The 14,989-nt window shown below is 46.0% G+C and carries 14 protein-coding genes; 5 read left to right on the top strand and 9 right to left on the bottom strand.

The annotated features are described in order from the left end of the window. The gene (locus tag BUR42_RS04580) at positions 1 to 3,102 is read left to right on the top strand and encodes an efflux RND transporter permease subunit (protein ID WP_074238103.1); all 3,102 of its coding nucleotides are present in this window, start codon (positions 1 to 3) and stop codon (positions 3,100 to 3,102) included. Between the two features lie 94 nt (positions 3,103 to 3,196). Here BUR42_RS04580 and BUR42_RS04575 read toward each other — a convergent pair whose 3' ends face one another. Both BUR42_RS04575 and BUR42_RS29725 read right to left on the bottom strand, forming a co-directional pair. Next, a complete protein-coding gene (locus BUR42_RS04575; protein WP_074238102.1) occupies positions 3,197 to 3,595 on the bottom strand; it encodes a GreA/GreB family elongation factor in 399 nt (132 codons plus the stop codon). A gap of 243 nt (positions 3,596 to 3,838) precedes the next feature. Beyond that, positions 3,839 to 4,003, bottom strand: a complete 165-nt coding sequence (locus BUR42_RS29725) for a hypothetical protein (RefSeq protein WP_159442215.1) — start codon at positions 4,001 to 4,003, stop codon at positions 3,839 to 3,841. A gap of 138 nt (positions 4,004 to 4,141) precedes the next feature. Here BUR42_RS29725 and BUR42_RS04565 point away from each other — a divergent pair, with 138 nt between their 5' ends. Both BUR42_RS04565 and BUR42_RS04560 read left to right on the top strand, forming a co-directional pair. After that, the gene (locus BUR42_RS04565) at positions 4,142 to 4,546 is read left to right on the top strand and encodes a hypothetical protein (protein WP_074238100.1); all 405 of its coding nucleotides are present in this window, start codon (positions 4,142 to 4,144) and stop codon (positions 4,544 to 4,546) included. A 127-nt stretch (positions 4,547 to 4,673) separates the two neighbouring features. Beyond that, positions 4,674 to 5,102: an SRPBCC family protein gene (locus tag BUR42_RS04560; RefSeq protein ID WP_074238099.1), complete on the top strand. Its 429-nt coding sequence runs from the start codon at positions 4,674 to 4,676 to the stop codon at positions 5,100 to 5,102. 140 nt (positions 5,103 to 5,242) lie between these two features. Here BUR42_RS04560 and BUR42_RS04555 read toward each other — a convergent pair whose 3' ends face one another. The 4 genes from BUR42_RS04555 to BUR42_RS04540 all read right to left on the bottom strand — a co-directional run bounded on the left by BUR42_RS04555 (position 5,243) and on the right by BUR42_RS04540 (position 10,479). Next, a complete protein-coding gene (locus tag BUR42_RS04555) occupies positions 5,243 to 7,189 on the bottom strand; it encodes a discoidin domain-containing protein (protein ID WP_159442214.1) in 1,947 nt (648 codons plus the stop codon). Between the two features lie 8 nt (positions 7,190 to 7,197). Next, positions 7,198 to 7,800 (bottom strand): SGNH/GDSL hydrolase family protein, encoded by a 603-nt coding sequence (locus tag BUR42_RS04550; RefSeq protein ID WP_074238097.1) that lies wholly within the window; start codon positions 7,798 to 7,800, stop codon positions 7,198 to 7,200. A gap of 43 nt (positions 7,801 to 7,843) precedes the next feature. Continuing rightward, the gene (kynU, locus tag BUR42_RS04545; protein WP_074238096.1) at positions 7,844 to 9,103 is read right to left on the bottom strand and encodes a kynureninase; all 1,260 of its coding nucleotides are present in this window, start codon (positions 9,101 to 9,103) and stop codon (positions 7,844 to 7,846) included. 248 nt (positions 9,104 to 9,351) lie between these two features. After that, positions 9,352 to 10,479 carry a fatty acid desaturase family protein gene (locus BUR42_RS04540; protein WP_074238095.1) on the bottom strand — a complete coding sequence of 376 codons (1,128 nt, stop codon included), beginning with the start codon at positions 10,477 to 10,479 and terminating at the stop codon, positions 9,352 to 9,354. 135 nt (positions 10,480 to 10,614) lie between these two features. Here BUR42_RS04540 and BUR42_RS04535 point away from each other — a divergent pair, with 135 nt between their 5' ends. Further along, the gene (locus tag BUR42_RS04535) at positions 10,615 to 12,003 is read left to right on the top strand and encodes an MFS transporter (protein WP_074238094.1); all 1,389 of its coding nucleotides are present in this window, start codon (positions 10,615 to 10,617) and stop codon (positions 12,001 to 12,003) included. A 76-nt stretch (positions 12,004 to 12,079) separates the two neighbouring features. Further along, complete coding sequence (locus BUR42_RS04530) at positions 12,080 to 12,955, top strand: retropepsin-like aspartic protease (protein WP_074238093.1); 876 nt, start codon at positions 12,080 to 12,082, stop codon at positions 12,953 to 12,955. A 148-nt stretch (positions 12,956 to 13,103) separates the two neighbouring features. On the opposite strand, the gene BUR42_RS04525 is transcribed toward BUR42_RS04530, so the two are convergent. Genes BUR42_RS04525 through BUR42_RS04515 form a run of 3 tightly spaced genes read right to left on the bottom strand, consistent with a single transcriptional unit; the run spans position 13,104 to position 14,989 of the window. Next, positions 13,104 to 13,715, bottom strand: coding sequence for a 3-keto-disaccharide hydrolase (locus BUR42_RS04525; protein ID WP_074238092.1), 612 nt, complete (start codon positions 13,713 to 13,715; stop codon positions 13,104 to 13,106). Next, positions 13,712 to 14,047 (bottom strand): hypothetical protein, encoded by a 336-nt coding sequence (locus BUR42_RS04520; RefSeq protein WP_143197333.1) that lies wholly within the window; start codon positions 14,045 to 14,047, stop codon positions 13,712 to 13,714. The genes BUR42_RS04525 and BUR42_RS04520 overlap by 4 nt, the downstream gene beginning before the upstream one ends. A gap of 12 nt (positions 14,048 to 14,059) precedes the next feature. Further along, positions 14,060 to 14,989 (bottom strand): DUF6772 family protein, encoded by a 930-nt coding sequence (locus BUR42_RS04515; protein ID WP_234979608.1) that lies wholly within the window; start codon positions 14,987 to 14,989, stop codon positions 14,060 to 14,062.

Below are 14,989 nucleotides of genomic sequence, written 5' to 3'. Positions count from 1 at the left end.
ATGACAAAAACCATCAAAGCGATCATCGCTTTTTCGCTTAAGAATAAATTATTCATCTTCCTGGCAACCTTTATACTGATCGTATGGGGTGCCATCGCCTATAAGAATATACCCATTGAGGCTTTTCCGGATGTTACCAATACACAGATCACTATCATCACACAATGGCCCGGCAGAAGTGCGGAAGAGGTAGAGAAATTTGTGACGGCACCTATTGAGATTGCCATGAACCCGGTGCAGAAAAAAACGGCGGTGAGGTCTACTACCGTATTCGGGCTCTCTGTGATCAAGGTGATCTTTGAAGATAAAGTGGAAGATTATTTTGCCAGGCAACAGGTGAACAACCTCCTGCGTGATGTAGACCTTCCCTCCGGCGCAGACCCCGATGTACAGCCTCCTACCGGCCCTACTGGCGAAATATTCCGCTACACCCTGAGCAGTAAAACCAAAACCGTACAGGAACTTAAAACTCTGCAGGACTGGGTAGTGCAAAGAAGGCTTCTGGGGGTGCCGGGTGTGGGAGATGTGGTAAGTTTCGGAGGGGAGGTAAAAACGTATGAGATCAAAGTGAACCCGCATAAACTGGCTTCTTATGATATTACACCACTGGATGTTTACGAAGCAGTGTCCAAAAGCAATATCAATGTGGGAGGAGATGTGATCGTAGATAATTCGCAGGCTTACGTGGTAAGGGGCATTGGCTTATTGAATAATACAGAGGAAATAGGCAATATCATCGTCACGCATATCAACAGCACACCTATACTTGTAAAGGACATTGCGGATGTGGACATCTCTGCATTACCGCGGCTGGGCCAGGTAGGCAGGGATATGCAGAACGATGTGGTGGAAGGTATTATTGTAATGCGTAAAGGAGAAAATCCCAGCGAGGTAATTAAACGGGTACAGGATAAAATAGATCAACTCAATGAAAAAGTACTACCTGCCGATGTAAAGATAGATACCTTCTACAATCGCAATAATCTCATTGATTTTGCCACACATACCGTACTGCATAATATGCTGGAGGGGATCATTTTTGTGACCGTGATCGTATTCATCTTTATGGCAGACTGGCGTACAACAGTGATCGTGGCAGTAGTGATACCACTGGCCCTGCTGTTCGCTTTTATTTGTCTTACACTCAAAGGCATGTCCGCCAACTTACTGTCGATGGGGGCGATAGATTTTGGGATCATCATAGACGGGGCGGTGGTGATGGTGGAAGGCATCTTTGTACTACTGGACCACTCGGCGAAGAAACATGGTATGGAAAGGTTCAACAAGATGTCTAAACTCGGGATCATTAAAAATACCGGCGGAGAACTGGGAAAGGCTGTGTTCTTTTCCAAGCTCATCATCATCGCGGCATTACTGCCCATCTTCTCCTTTGAAAAAGTAGAGGGTAAAATGTTCTCGCCACTTGCATGGACATTAGGTTTCGCTTTACTCGGCGCACTCATCCTTACCTTAACGCTGGTGCCCTTGCTGAGTAGTTTGCTGCTGCGGAAGAATGTGCGGGAAAGACATAATCCTATCGTGGAAGGATTAACCAACGGCGTCATGAAACTTTTCTCCGTTACTTACCGGAGAAAAGGGATCACACTCCTGGTTTCTGCAGGGATAGTAGCCGTGGGGATGTTTTCCTTTAAGTTCCTGGGGAGTGAATTCCTGCCGGAATTAGATGAAGGGGCCATATACATCAGGGCTACCTGCCCGCTGAGCATATCCCTGGAAGAATCCCGGGACCTTGCCAATAAAATGCGCCGCACCCTTCGTGAATTTCCGGAAGTGAAACAGGTAATGTCCCAGACCGGCCGGCCTAATGATGGTACGGATGCTACCGGATTCTATAACATTGAATTCCATGTGGACATCTATCCGAAGAAAGAATGGAAAAGCGGCCTTTCCAAAGAAGAACTGATTGCGCAGATGCAGGAACGGCTCAGTGTTTCGCCGGGTGTAAATCTCAACTTCTCCCAACCGATTATGGATAATGTGGAAGAAGCCGTATCCGGTGTAAAAGGCTCTTTGTGTGTGAAGGTGTATGGGGACAGTCTTACTTATACAGAAAGCCGGGCCAATGAGATCTATGATGTGATGAAGGATATTCCCGGTGTGGAAGACCTGGGGGTGATCCGTAACATAGGGCAGCCGGAATTGCGCATAGAACTGGATGAAAATAAGCTGGCCCTCTATGGTGTTACCACCGCAGATGCAAATGCCACCATTGAAATGGCCATCGGCGGGAAAGCTATCTCACAGATCTATGAGGGAGAAAAGAAATTCCAGTTGCGGCTGCGTTACCTTGAAAAATACAGGAATAATGCTGAATCATTCAGCAGTTTGCTTGTTCCCTCCATTCATGGTACCAAGGTACCCATCAAGGACATTGCAAAGATCACTACATCCACCGGCCCGAGTATTGTATTCCGGGACGATAATCAACGTTTCACTGCTGTAAAATTCTCCATACGCGGCAGAGATATGGGAAGCACCATAGCGGAAGCGCAGGAAAAAGTAAATGCAGCCGTTCACCTGGATAAAGGCTATGAAATGGAATGGGCAGGTGATTTTGAAAATCAGCAGCGGGCCACCAAACGCCTGGCAGAAGTAGTTCCTGTCAGCCTGCTGATCATTTTCCTGATCCTCTTTATTATGTTCGGGAATGTAAAAGATGCAGGTATGGTATTATTAAATGTGCCCTTTGCGATTGTAGGCGGTATTGCTGCCCTGCTGATCACCGGTACTAATTTTAGTATCAGCGCGGGGATCGGTTTTATTGCCCTGTTCGGGATCTGTATACAGAACGGGGTGATCCTGATCAGTGTGTTCAAAAAGAACCTGCAGCAATTAAAGAAACAGCCTAATCCTTTGGAACAGGCTATCAAAGGAGGTTTGAGAACAAGGGTGCGGCCTGTGGTGATGACGGCCCTGATGGCAGCGATTGGTCTATTACCGGCCGCATTGTCCAATGGCATTGGTTCTGAAACATCCAAACCACTGGCCATTGTAGTGATCGGCGGATTGATCACGGCCACAGTGCTTACGTTGCTGGTGTTTCCTTTATTCTTTTATTTAGGTTACAGGAGATCAAATTAAAAAGAAGGGACTGTCTCAAAAGTAATTTGATGGAGAGAATTTTCGTTTATGCAATTCTCAAGCCCATCAAATTACTTTTGAGACGTCCCTTTCTTTAATCCTGGTTTTCCACTTCTACGATCGTGAAAGTTTTCTGCCCGGAGGGCACCTGCCACATAACCTCCTGCCCTTCCCGGAACCCTATCAGGGCCACGCCTACAGGGGCCATTACGGAGATCTTCCTTTGTTTGATGTCTGCTTCGTCCGGCATTACCAGCACCAGTTCCATCACTTTATTATTGCCTGCTTCTTTTAATTTCACGCGTGAATTAAGGCGTACCACATCAGCAGGAAATTCATCCCGGCTTACCCGTATTCCTCTTTTGAAATCTGCTTTCAGTGTTGCCATTACATGCGCGCCAAATGCGCTTTCGCGCTGTGCATCGTTCAGACAGGCTGTTAACATTTCATAATCATCCTCTCTGAACACCAGCTGATGTTTTACTTTTTGCATAATACTTAATTTATGGTTTTCTAATAAGCCAGAGGAGGATCAGCAGTAAGGGTATGGTTATCACCAATGCCAGGTACCACCACTCATTTCCTGTAATCAGCGCAGTTTTGAGCACAAGCGCATTAGCAATTACAAGAATGAATAAGATCATGCCTCTGACCGAAATCTTTGTTACAGGATTCCTGGTCATTGCAATTCAATTAAACGTGTGAAATAAAGGTAGAAGGGGGCCCCTGTTCCTGTCTAGCAGGCCAGGGTCAGGGTATTGAAGTCCTTAAAGTTTGAGATGTAATAGAGTTTATTACAGAAGGTACGGAATTGTTTGCTGACACAGGCGCTCAGGGACTCTGCAACAGGTGCAAAGCGCCTGATGGATACCTTAGAGATATGTGAAATAATGCCTGACATATTACAAACATAAGAAATTAAAATTAAACGGGTATATATACCTGTTTTTTCCAGTATTAATGCGCTGTTTCCGGATCCTATAAAAAAACGACCTTAGTGCCATAAAAATTATCTACCTCACCCCAAAAAGCAAGTTTTATGGCATCCTCACTCATCGGAGCAGTGGTAAACCCCGTACGTAACCAGGGCTTAGTGAACAATGTAGCAGTTAATTCCACCAAAGAACTGGTAAAAGTAAAAGGGCCAGGGCTCTTTCTTTCCGCAGAGATCACCAAACAGGGCGGTAATTCCGATCTCACCTTTATTATCCTGGATATTGACGGACAAAATGTGGTGAACATCTCTGTCGCGGCATTGTTCAACCAGGGCCTTACTTCCGCTAACAGCTATGGAATTTCCGTATTCCGCAGTGGTGCAGCACTGGAAACAGTGACCATCGGATTCCCCTATCCGCTCACCTTTAACAAACTGCTTTCACTGAAAGTGACGGTGAATGAACCAGGTGTGGTACAGATCCTGGCGAATGTAATTACAGCTTCTTAGCACGAAATTTGAGCAACCGTAAGTGGTGGTTCCCTTCTATGGGGATCACCATTTTTATTTTGTGTAACCAAAAGGTTTCTTATATTTGTAACCATAAGGTTACCAATTAATGTAAAAATCAATTCATATGACGGTATCTCCATTTGTAATCGAAAGGATCTACAATGCTCCTGCCGATAAAGTATGGCAAGCGATAACAGATCCTGCCAAGATGAAATCATGGTATTTCGACCTGCCGGGTTTTAAACCTGAAGTTGGCTATGAGTTTGAGTTTTATGGAGGAGAAGAAGGCGGTGAGCAATACCAGCACCTTTGCAAAGTAACAGAGGTGATCCCGGGTAAAAAACTGACTTACACCTGGCGGTACGGAAAATATCCCGGCAATTCCTTTGTTACCTGGGAACTTTTCCCGGAAGGGGATAAAACCAGGTTGCAACTGACGCATGCAGGGCTGGATACTTTCCCGCAAGACAACAAGAATTTCAGAAGAGAAAGTTTTGCACAGGGTTGGACGGAGATCATTGGTACAAACCTGAAGGCGTTTTTGGAGCAATAGTATTTTTCCCGGCTACAAAATGCGATAGGAACCTTTGTTATATAAATAATCAAAGCCGGCCAGTGTTCTGGCCGGCTTGATTATTTAACAAACCACCAGCCTGCGCCGGCCCGGTTTGTATAAACATCTTATTACGCTTCCTATTTCAGGTACAATCCCACCTCACTGATAGCAGGCCGGTCTGTTGCACTGATGATGGTTACCCTTACTTTCCAGATGGTTTCTTTCGGGAATTCAGCTGTTTTACGGTTACCGATAGTGGTGCCTTCTGCCAATAACTTCCAATCACTATTCACCTGCCCTTCTACTTTGTATGCAGTTACCCTGTTCCCCAATACTTCGCTGATAGCAACGGCACTGAGCGCTACAGGGTTTTCCATATCAATTTCCAGCGTACCGCTTGTTTTCCCTTCATCTGTAGTCCAGTAAGTTGCGGGATCAGCATCAAGGGTATTTTCACCACGGGTACCACCACTTGTATTGATGGGGCGATGTAACGCTTTATTGATACCGTATACGGGATCTGTTTCTACTTTCAAAGGAGGCAGCGGCGCCACCTGCTTATTGCGGAATCCGCCATTCTCTTTATACCCGATATGCTGCAACGCTTTATTACCCAGGCGTTCCGCTAACTGCGCGAGATAGAGGCTTTGCGGGAATACCGGTTTATCATGGGAGTCAAAATTACCATCCGGTAATACGGGGCTACTGTCAAACAAACGGGCTGTCTGATATCTTGTACCGATACATCCGATAGCCCAGTTCGCAGCACCGGGAGGGTTTTGAATTACATATGTTTTAGCTATACAGTTCCAGGCTACAGCCCAACCCATCGTCCAACCGTGACCAGAACCGGCTACACCACGATTCATAAAATCAATACCTCCATCTGCTACGGTACAATTATCTACCAGCAAACCGGTTGACCAACGCATATGTGGTTGAATGCGGCTCCCATGGCCACGGAAAGTACTGTTCAATATAACATTGGGGCCAGCTCTCAAACCAGCCGTCCAAACGAAGTAAGTATTGCCACCTGTTACTTCACAGCGGTCTATCAGGTTCTGGCTGCCTTCCAGGCTGAAATCCGTTGGTTTGGATGCACCCAGGTTGGTGTAAGTATGTGTTACCACCACCTGCTGCATGGTGATACGGTTACCTGCCAGCGTAGTAGTGTTCATGGTTTCTTCGCAGTATACATCCTTCACCCAGCAATCATCTGCATTGATCTTAATACCGGAATACGGTGCATGCCCGTAATCAATTTCCAATGGCGGGCATTGTATGTGCAATTGTTCCACGCCCACATCCGTGATACGTTCGGAAGCCCCGGCATGGCTGATTACAATACCCTTTCCACCATCTGCCAGCGGTATATCTATAGTGATAGTATTGCCGGAAACAGACGTGATCTTCCGCTCCATTACTAAGAAGGAATTCTTACTTATCCATGTTTGTGGTTTACCGTCGCGCTTTAAATTATCCATTTCCATCTGGTGGATCCATTCTTCTGTGACAGGTTTCTTTACAAGGACCTGGTCTCCCTTTGAAAAAGCAGCAGCATCTGCTACTTTGAAAGAAGAGCTGCCTGCGGGAAGGTAAGTATCTGTTACAGGCATGCTTTTGGAACCAGCAGCTTGTTTTCCTGCCGTTCCAATTAAAACAGCTGCATGTTTGGGTCCCGTCATCTTAATAGTAGTTCCATTCTTACCGCTTCCACTGCCACGCAATACAACACCTGTAGCATTTATAATAAGCGGACCGGTGCAGGTAAAAGTACCGGGCTCCAGTAATACGGTTCCCCGGAAGCCCTGCTGTAGAGGCAAAGCAGACACTTCGTCGATGGCGGATTGGATCAGTTGTGTATCATCTGCGCTACCGGATGGTGCTACTTTTTTCTTAACAGGTACATCAGGCAAGGCTACGCCACCACCTTTGTATCCTGCATAAGAGAAGTCCATGATACGGTCCCCGGCGGCTGTGGTTTTATAAACCAGCCGGCCTTTGTTATCGGGATATACCCATTGAGACCTGTTCTGTGCATAGGAGAATGTGCTGCCCAAGACAAGGAAGCAGCACGAGATCATAACGTGTTTCATTTTTCAATATAAAAAACTTCCGCCACCTTTTGCGCCCATTCTTTATAAACTTTCCCTGATGGATGCAGCATATCTTCCACCACACTTTCCTGCAGCATGCCGGTGCTCCGGTAGTCCGTTGTAATATCTATGTAATGGAATCCTTTTTCCCTGCTGAGCTTTTGATTAACGGCATTGAACCGGTCAATGGCATCATGAATGGCACTGGCATCCCGGTCCTGCGCAAAAGGTGTAACACCCCAGTCCGGAATACTGATCACTACTACCCTTTCCGCATGACCATTTGTGAACTGCAATGCTTTTGCGGCCAGCCATTCCAGCGTAGTTTCAAAATCCTTTACATCCATGCCGCGGTATTGATTATTTACACCGATCAGGATGCTTACCCTGTCATACTCCTGCTGCAGGCGTACCTGCTGCATATGTGCGATGAGTTCATCGCTCGTCCAGCCGGTTTTGGCAATGATCTCCGGTGCATGGAATAATAAGCCACGATTGCGCAGTAATTGCAGTGCCTGGTAAGGAAAATTTTCGTGTAAAGGAACGCCTTCGCCAATGGTATAAGAATCGCCCAGGGCCAGCCAGGTATTTATTTTCATCTTTCAATTTAAACAAAAAAGGCAAATTACAAAGTGGGGTACACTACCGGGAAGTAAGTACTTCGTAGAACCTGAACACATCAGTATAAGAACAATACAAAGGTGCAGGTGCCAGCCTGATCACACCTGGCTCGCGATAATCACAGATAATACCTGTTTCCATCATTTGCGCGTGAATGGCTTTTCCATTTTCGGGGAAGAATAAAGAAAGCTGTGCGCCTCTCTGCGTTGGATCTTCCGGCGTGATGATCTCACATGGTAATGGTGACCGGCGGATCAGGTGTTCCAGGTAAGCCGTGAGTTGCAGGCTCTTTTCACGTAATGCATGTATGCCTGCTTCCTCAAATATTTCCATAGATGCTTTAAGGGCTACCATGTTAAACACCTGTGCTGTACTGATCTGCCACCCTGCGGCTCCTTTCCGGGGAACAAAACCCTTTTCCATTTTGAACCTTGTTTTCTCATCGTTTCCCCACCAGCCCCCTAAACGCGGAAAAGCAGGATCATTCCCAAAACGTTCGTGTACATACAGGCCACCTGCTGCACCGGGGCCTCCGTTCAGGTATTTATAGGAACACCAAACGGCAAAATCCACAGCCCAGTTATGCAACTGCAAAGGAATATTGCCCGCCACATGTGCAAGGTCCCAACCTGCATAAGCACCTGCTTTATGCGCTGCTGCGGTAATAGCGGGTATATCATAGAATTGCCCTGTGTAGTAATTGATACCCCCCATGAGTACCAGGGCCAGTGTATCCTTATGGTCCTGTATGGTTTGCAGGATCACTTCCGTGCGTAATAACTTTTCACCGGCCAAGGGATGTACTTCCACAATAGCGGTTTCCGGATCAAAGCCATGAAGCTTTACGGCGGTTTCTATGGCATATTGATCAGAGGGGAAAGCACCTGCTTCCATGATGATCTTAAAACGCTCCTTCGCGGGGCGGTAAAAGCTTTGCAGGATGAGGTGAAGGTTGACGGTAAGCGTATTCATCACCGTTACTTCTTCTTCACTGCAACCCATCATAGCGGATAATCCTTTCCCAAAATTGTACTGGTAGTATAACCAGGGATTCTTTGCACGGAAATAACCTTCTACCGCCATTTCCTGCCAGTCAGATAACTCCTGTTGTATAGCCGCAGTAACGCTCTTTGGTTGTAAGCCGAGGGAATTGCCGCAGAAGTAGATGCTGTTCTTTCCCTGGTGTTGCGGGAAGTGGAAACGGGACTTTAGAACATGCAGAGGATCAAGCACATCCATGCTTTGTGCAAAAGATGCGGAGGCTTCAAATTTTGTTGTCATAAATGGCAAGTTAGCATTTTATGACAATTCAGGCCAAAAAGATTAGTAATCAACCACTTCCGCAAAACGGAAGATTTTAATAACTGTTAAGTTCAGGTTAACAACAGTAAAAACGCTACGTTCACCAGATAAAACTGTGCGTTGGCAAAATGAAGTATTGGAGGGAAAGTTCTCTGCCTATCTTTGTTAAGGTTTTTCATAGGATATGGTTAAAAATTTATGAGGGCGGTATTCTTACCGCCCTTTTTTTATGTCCTGGGTTTTCGTCCCAAAATATGTAACATCCGGGCATGGTCCCAAAGGGCATGCAGGAAAGTAGGTTGTACATTATAAGGCAAACCAAAGGCCTGCGCAGAACTATGAATGATCGGGGACAATTTAGGGTAATGCACATGGCAGATGCCCGGGAACAGATGGTGTTCTATCTGATAGTTCAATCCACCTATAAACCAGGAAAGCCATTTATTACGGGGTGCATAGTTAGATGTGTTGAGTAACTGATGCACAGCCCAGTTCTCTTCCATCCTTTGTTCACCACCTTCATCCATTACCGGCTCAGCATAAGAAGATGTTTCCATCACGTGGGCCAGCTGGAATATACAGGCCAGCGCAACACCTGCTATCACATGCATTACGGCAAAACCTACCAATACCATCCACCAGGAAACTCCGGAGAACAATAAGGGTAATGCAATGATATAACCGTAATAGAACAGTTTATACAAAGTAAGATGGGTGATGGCCTTTGGCAGCGTGGTCTTGGCTTTCTTGAGCAGGGAGAACTGGTTGTAACGTACCAGCTGACGGTATTCCTTCACCGTCATCCAGAACAAGGTCATTACTGCATAGAGGCACCAGGCATAGAGGAACTGAAAACGATGGAACCAGCGCAGCTTATGATTCGGAGAGAAACGCAGCAGCGCGGTGGTATCAATATCTTCGTCCAGGCCCGATACATTGGTGTAAGTATGGTGTAATATATTGTGCTGGATCTTCCAGGTAACACTATACCCGCCGATCATTTCCAATATATAAGCCATTGTGGAGTTTACATTCTTTTTAGCAGAATAGGTACCGTGATTGGCATCGTGCATTACAGAGGTACCAATACCTACAACCCCCAGGCCCATCAGTGCCCAGAAGCCAAGATAAAGCCAGTTACTGGATGCACCAACACCGGTAACCATCAGCACATAAGGTGCCACATAGATCAGTATCATCACCACTGTTTTCACCCACATGCCTTTAGTGGCATAACGCGATAATTTATTGGCAGTGAAATAATCATCCACTTTCGCTTTCACCATTTCGAAAAAACTGTCATTCCCCTTTGGTGCAAAGCGGACGATGGCATGTTTTTTATTGTTGTCATTCATGTTGTTAATATGTTATACGAAATTCACAAAATTGTATATCTGTAAGCTACGTTTTATTTACAGTAATGTATGTGTTCAAAACGTTAAATAATAAACCAAGAAATTATTTGGTTTATTATTACCTTTGCCCCCATCATGCTTATTACAAAGGAAAAGACCGGCTGGGCGGCATTACTTACAGGAAACAACGGTATCAAATCAATAGCACTGGCAGGAGGCGTAATGCTGCATGCTACAGACGTTTATTTAGCCACCACCATTATGCCTTCCATCACCAGCGACATTGGTGGTTTGAATTTCTACTCCTGGGCTACTACGGTGTATATTGTAGCAGCCATGATCGGTTCTGTGATCTCTTCCCGCACACTTATTAAACAAGGGCCCCGTGTGGCATACAGAACAGCGATCTTTTCCTTTTCTGTTGGTGCCTTGATCTGTGCGCTGGCACCATCCATTTATATTTTACTGATCGGCCGTTTTGTCCAGGGCATCGGGGGTGGTTTATTATTCGCGCTTTCTTATGCAATGGTGAGCATTGTATTTGAAGAGAAGCTCTGGCCCAGGGCCATGGCGCTCATCTCTGCCATGTGGGGCGTCAGTGCATTTTCCGGTCCGTTTATCGGAGGTGTGTTTGCACAGTTCGGGCATTGGCGTTCTGCTTTCTTTACTTTATTGGGCATTGCATTCATCATTGTACTGTTAACGGAAAAAGTACTGCCAAAGAAAGAAGCGGGTGGTGCAGCACCCGACAAGATCCCTTTATTTAAACTTTTGCTGATCACTTTGGCTGCACTTTCTATTTCTGTGGGAAGCATCACAGCACATATGGCTGCCAATATCGCGGGGGTTGCAGGTGCTGTGATACTGCTGGGTGCATTGGTGTTCAGTGAGAAAAATTCTTCCAACCGTTTATTACCACATGGGGCTTATAAGATCTCTTCGAAACTGGGCACCACTTACCTCGTGATCTCTTTTTTAGCGATCGCTGCTACAGTGGAGATCTATGTACCGTATTTCATGCAGGAGATCCATCATTTCTCCCCGCTCAAAGCAGGTTATCTTACCGTACTCATTGCATTGGGCTGGTCTGCCGCTTCCATTGCCTTTGCAGGAATGGATAAACAGGCCAATAAAATGATCCTGATGGGACCAGTGTTCATTTTTATCGGGTTAACCGGTTTGAGCGTGGTATTACCCGGAGGGTTTAATATCATAGGCATGTGCCTGTTACTGGTATCTATTGGTGCAGGAGTGGGAATGGGCTGGTCTCATTTACTTACCAGGGTACTCAAAGCAGCAATGCCGGGAGAAGAAGCAAAAGCTTCTGCTTCTATTTCCATTGTGCAATTGCTGGCCACTTCCTGTGGTACCGCACTGGCTGGTTTGGTAGCGAATTCCACAGGAATATTGAATCCCGGCGGGATCGTTGGTGCACAGCAAGCGGCAGGCTGGTTAATGGGAACATTTGCAATTGCTCCCATGCTGGCATTTGTATTACTGCTCAGGAACAGGGAGCGCCAATAGTGCTGATCTTCCGGAATAAGGAATGATATTGCCAACAACCTTCTGTATTTTTGCGGCATCATTTAAACCGTGCTATATGAAACGTTCCTTGCTCCTGCTGCTGACGATAGTATGCCATTCCCTTTATGCCCAGACAGTGATCCCAATACAGATCATTCCCGGGGGCCACATCCTTGTTAAAGCTTCCATCAATGGAGTGGAAGGTAATTTTGTGTTTGATACCGGTGGCGGGCTGCATGTAGTAACGAAGAAATTTGCAGACAAACTCCGCAATTTCCCTAAACAGGATGGCGGTTTCACCGGTTTCCGCGCTACAGGGGAAAGAATAGATGCCGATCTTTACACCGCCGATCTGCTAACTTTAGATGGCTTTACAGTTAAATCTCCTACTGTTGCTGTGATCGACGCCAATTTCGGACCTATAGACGGGTTGATCTCCCTCATGAGCTTTCAGCAAACGCCCTTCACCATAGATTACGAACAGAAGCGGCTCATCATCGAAACAGATAAAAGCCTTGCGGCCAGGAAAAAAGCCGCGAAAGCTATTATTCCCCTGCAACTGGAAAGGAACCGGGATAAATCGCTGGACATCTTCGCTTATTTCACGCTGGAAAATAAACTTACCCTTCAATTCCTGCTGGATAGTGGTGCGGGCAACAATGTATTCCGCTTTAATGCAAAGAACATCCCTGCCCTGGGCATTGATGTGAACGATACCACTAAGGTGAAAAGGATCGCGCATAAAAGTGAGATAGATACCAGCTTCAAAAGTTCCATTTACCATACAAAAGTAGGCAGCCTTGCTGCTAAAGCCGCTCCTATGGTAAAAGCAGAGGGGATCAATGCTTCTTTTGTAGAAGGTTTGATCTATGATGGCATTGTTTCCATTAACTGGTTAGGAAAACTACTGACCATTGACCTGGCTAAAAGTGAGATGCTGATAGTATATTAACGATTACGCGGTGCCTTGGATGGGTATAGGATGGTAGAACGAACGACGAAGGAATACCCTATGTGAAGGAATGATAAAATAGTATTAAAACAGAAGGTCTTTCTGCGTTTAGACAGAAAGACCTTTCATCTAAGATACGATTTTCTCCTTACAATCTGCGGATGCGGATATTTCTGAACCATACCCTGTTCCCATGATCCTGCAGGGCAATATGACCAGATTTGAATTTCCCGTATTGTGGCATCACGGCAAACTTACTTTTCTCAACCAGGCGTTGCCATTCCGGGCTGCCCAACTGATAATCCTGCAGTTTTTTTCCATTCAGCCAATGCTGTACATGGCCGCCTTTTACTTTCAGGCGGAAACGGTTCCATTCACCGGCGGGTTTTACCGCATTCGTTAAGGGAGGCATCAGGTCATAATTAGCCCCGGCTTTATGTGTGCCCTCCGCTCCTTTCTTTGCATCCGGGTGCCGTTCATCGTCCAGCACCTGTACTTCAGGGCCGGTTTCATAAACGTTTTTGTAGTCTTCCGATACATGAAAGAGTACACCGCTATTGCCGGCTTCGGATATTTTCCATTCCAGTTTCAATTCAAAATCCCCGAACTTCTCTTTGGTGACGATATAGCCACCACCTTTTTTTGTCAATGTTAGTGCCCCATCTTCTACCTGCCATTCTGCCGGCAGATAGTCTTTCTGGTATCCACGCCAGTGTTCAGCTGTTAAGGATACCCATGCAAATAAAAGAACTTTGATCATGCTTTCAGATGTAGGTGAACAGATGCTTTTATTTCAGCGTCCTGGCCGGTTATTTCTCCGTTCACCCTTAACCAGTTACCAAAATGGGATACTTTACAGAAGTAATGACCAGGTTGATCAATGGATGGAAATACAGCGCCTTCTTTGATCCAGTTGATGCCATCCGCTGAAATTTCTACACATGCGTTTAAACGGGTATCATTGCCCTTTAATTCTTCTATGATCAAAAAAAAGATCGCTTCTCCTGCCCATCCGGCTTCCATAGGGTGAGAGCTCATTGCGCCTTTAAAATACTTCCTGCGCTCTACGGCAGATGCATGAAAATGTCTCATATCAATTAATAATTATTCGCCTGAAATAACAACGGAGTCTGCATAAAAGAATACCCGCCTGTCTGTATCGTTTTCCACCCACATACTGGGATTGAACAAACCTTTTATTCTCGCGTAAGGAGCCGTAAGTGTAGGTTTCATACCCCTGAGATCAAAGACCCTGCTGCCGGATTGCAATTCCACATATTCTCTCTTTTCTGTGTCTATCAGCAAACGCAGGTAACTCCAGTTGATCTTGTCGTCACTTTCATTGTAACAGAGGTCCTGGTAACCACCTGGGATAAATTCAAAGCCATCCGTGGAACCATCTGCATAACGTTTGCCGTACCACATGGCATCGATACCCATTTTACACCAGTCGTTTTCCACGCCATAGGCCCATTCCACATCTGTTACTTCTTTTGCTTTAAAGATCTGCCAGCGGCGTACCATTTCTCCATTCACGGCATTGAGGTAACGGGCCCCTATGAAATAGCGGTATTCATCATCCTGGATATCGAAGAATATTCCGAATGCGCGCATAGCCTGTTCGCTGAGTCCCTGCCGGTCCTGTTCAGGAGTGTAGGCATACCACATTTCAAATTGACGCAAGCCTTTGGGAAGATGTGTGGTCAAACGTTTTATGCCGTGTGATAAACTACCCGGCGCAGGGGCTTCTGTATAAGGATTAGCAGCCTGGCGGGTGGATAATTTCAAAGAGTACGTACCATCCATGGAACCATGCGTGCCTGCCAGCCTGAAACTGGCACTGCTCAACATCAGCGGCCCCCATTGTGTTTTATCCACATGGCTGTACCGCAGCGTATTGAAATCTTTGCCGACATAATTGGGATGCAAGTCCATCCATCCGTTCAGGCCTTTGTCAAAGTCGTCGTAACAAATGATCTTTTTCAGCGGCTGGTATTTGTTCATCCCTGCATCCAGCGCAATAACATGTTCCAT

It is taken from the genome of Chitinophaga niabensis, assembly GCF_900129465.1.
Taxonomy (GTDB): domain Bacteria; phylum Bacteroidota; class Bacteroidia; order Chitinophagales; family Chitinophagaceae; genus Chitinophaga; species Chitinophaga niabensis.
The sequence above is the reverse complement of the archived record's forward strand: the minus strand, read 5'-3'. Positions and strand labels throughout refer to the sequence as shown.

What these genes read in the sequence shown, in the direction of transcription:
- BUR42_RS04580 (WP_074238103.1), top strand. Translation starts at nt 1, where the DNA reads ATGACAAAAACCATCAAAGCGATCATCGCTTTTTCGCTTAAGAATAAA.
- BUR42_RS04575 (WP_074238102.1), bottom strand. Translation starts at nt 3,595, where the DNA reads ATGCAAAAAGTAAAACATCAGCTGGTGTTCAGAGAGGATGATTATGAA.
- BUR42_RS29725 (WP_159442215.1), bottom strand. Translation starts at nt 4,003, where the DNA reads ATGTCAGGCATTATTTCACATATCTCTAAGGTATCCATCAGGCGCTTT.
- BUR42_RS04565 (WP_074238100.1), top strand. Translation starts at nt 4,142, where the DNA reads ATGGCATCCTCACTCATCGGAGCAGTGGTAAACCCCGTACGTAACCAG.
- BUR42_RS04560 (WP_074238099.1), top strand. Translation starts at nt 4,674, where the DNA reads ATGACGGTATCTCCATTTGTAATCGAAAGGATCTACAATGCTCCTGCC.
- BUR42_RS04555 (WP_159442214.1), bottom strand. Translation starts at nt 7,189, where the DNA reads ATGATCTCGTGCTGCTTCCTTGTCTTGGGCAGCACATTCTCCTATGCA.
- BUR42_RS04550 (WP_074238097.1), bottom strand. Translation starts at nt 7,800, where the DNA reads ATGAAAATAAATACCTGGCTGGCCCTGGGCGATTCTTATACCATTGGC.
- kynU (WP_074238096.1), bottom strand. Translation starts at nt 9,103, where the DNA reads ATGACAACAAAATTTGAAGCCTCCGCATCTTTTGCACAAAGCATGGAT.
- BUR42_RS04540 (WP_074238095.1), bottom strand. Translation starts at nt 10,479, where the DNA reads ATGAATGACAACAATAAAAAACATGCCATCGTCCGCTTTGCACCAAAG.
- BUR42_RS04535 (WP_074238094.1), top strand. Translation starts at nt 10,615, where the DNA reads ATGCTTATTACAAAGGAAAAGACCGGCTGGGCGGCATTACTTACAGGA.
- BUR42_RS04530 (WP_074238093.1), top strand. Translation starts at nt 12,080, where the DNA reads ATGAAACGTTCCTTGCTCCTGCTGCTGACGATAGTATGCCATTCCCTT.
- BUR42_RS04525 (WP_074238092.1), bottom strand. Translation starts at nt 13,715, where the DNA reads ATGATCAAAGTTCTTTTATTTGCATGGGTATCCTTAACAGCTGAACAC.
- BUR42_RS04520 (WP_143197333.1), bottom strand. Translation starts at nt 14,047, where the DNA reads ATGAGACATTTTCATGCATCTGCCGTAGAGCGCAGGAAGTATTTTAAA.
- BUR42_RS04515 (WP_234979608.1), bottom strand. Translation starts at nt 14,989, where the DNA reads ATGGAACATGTTATTGCGCTGGATGCAGGGATGAACAAATACCAGCCG.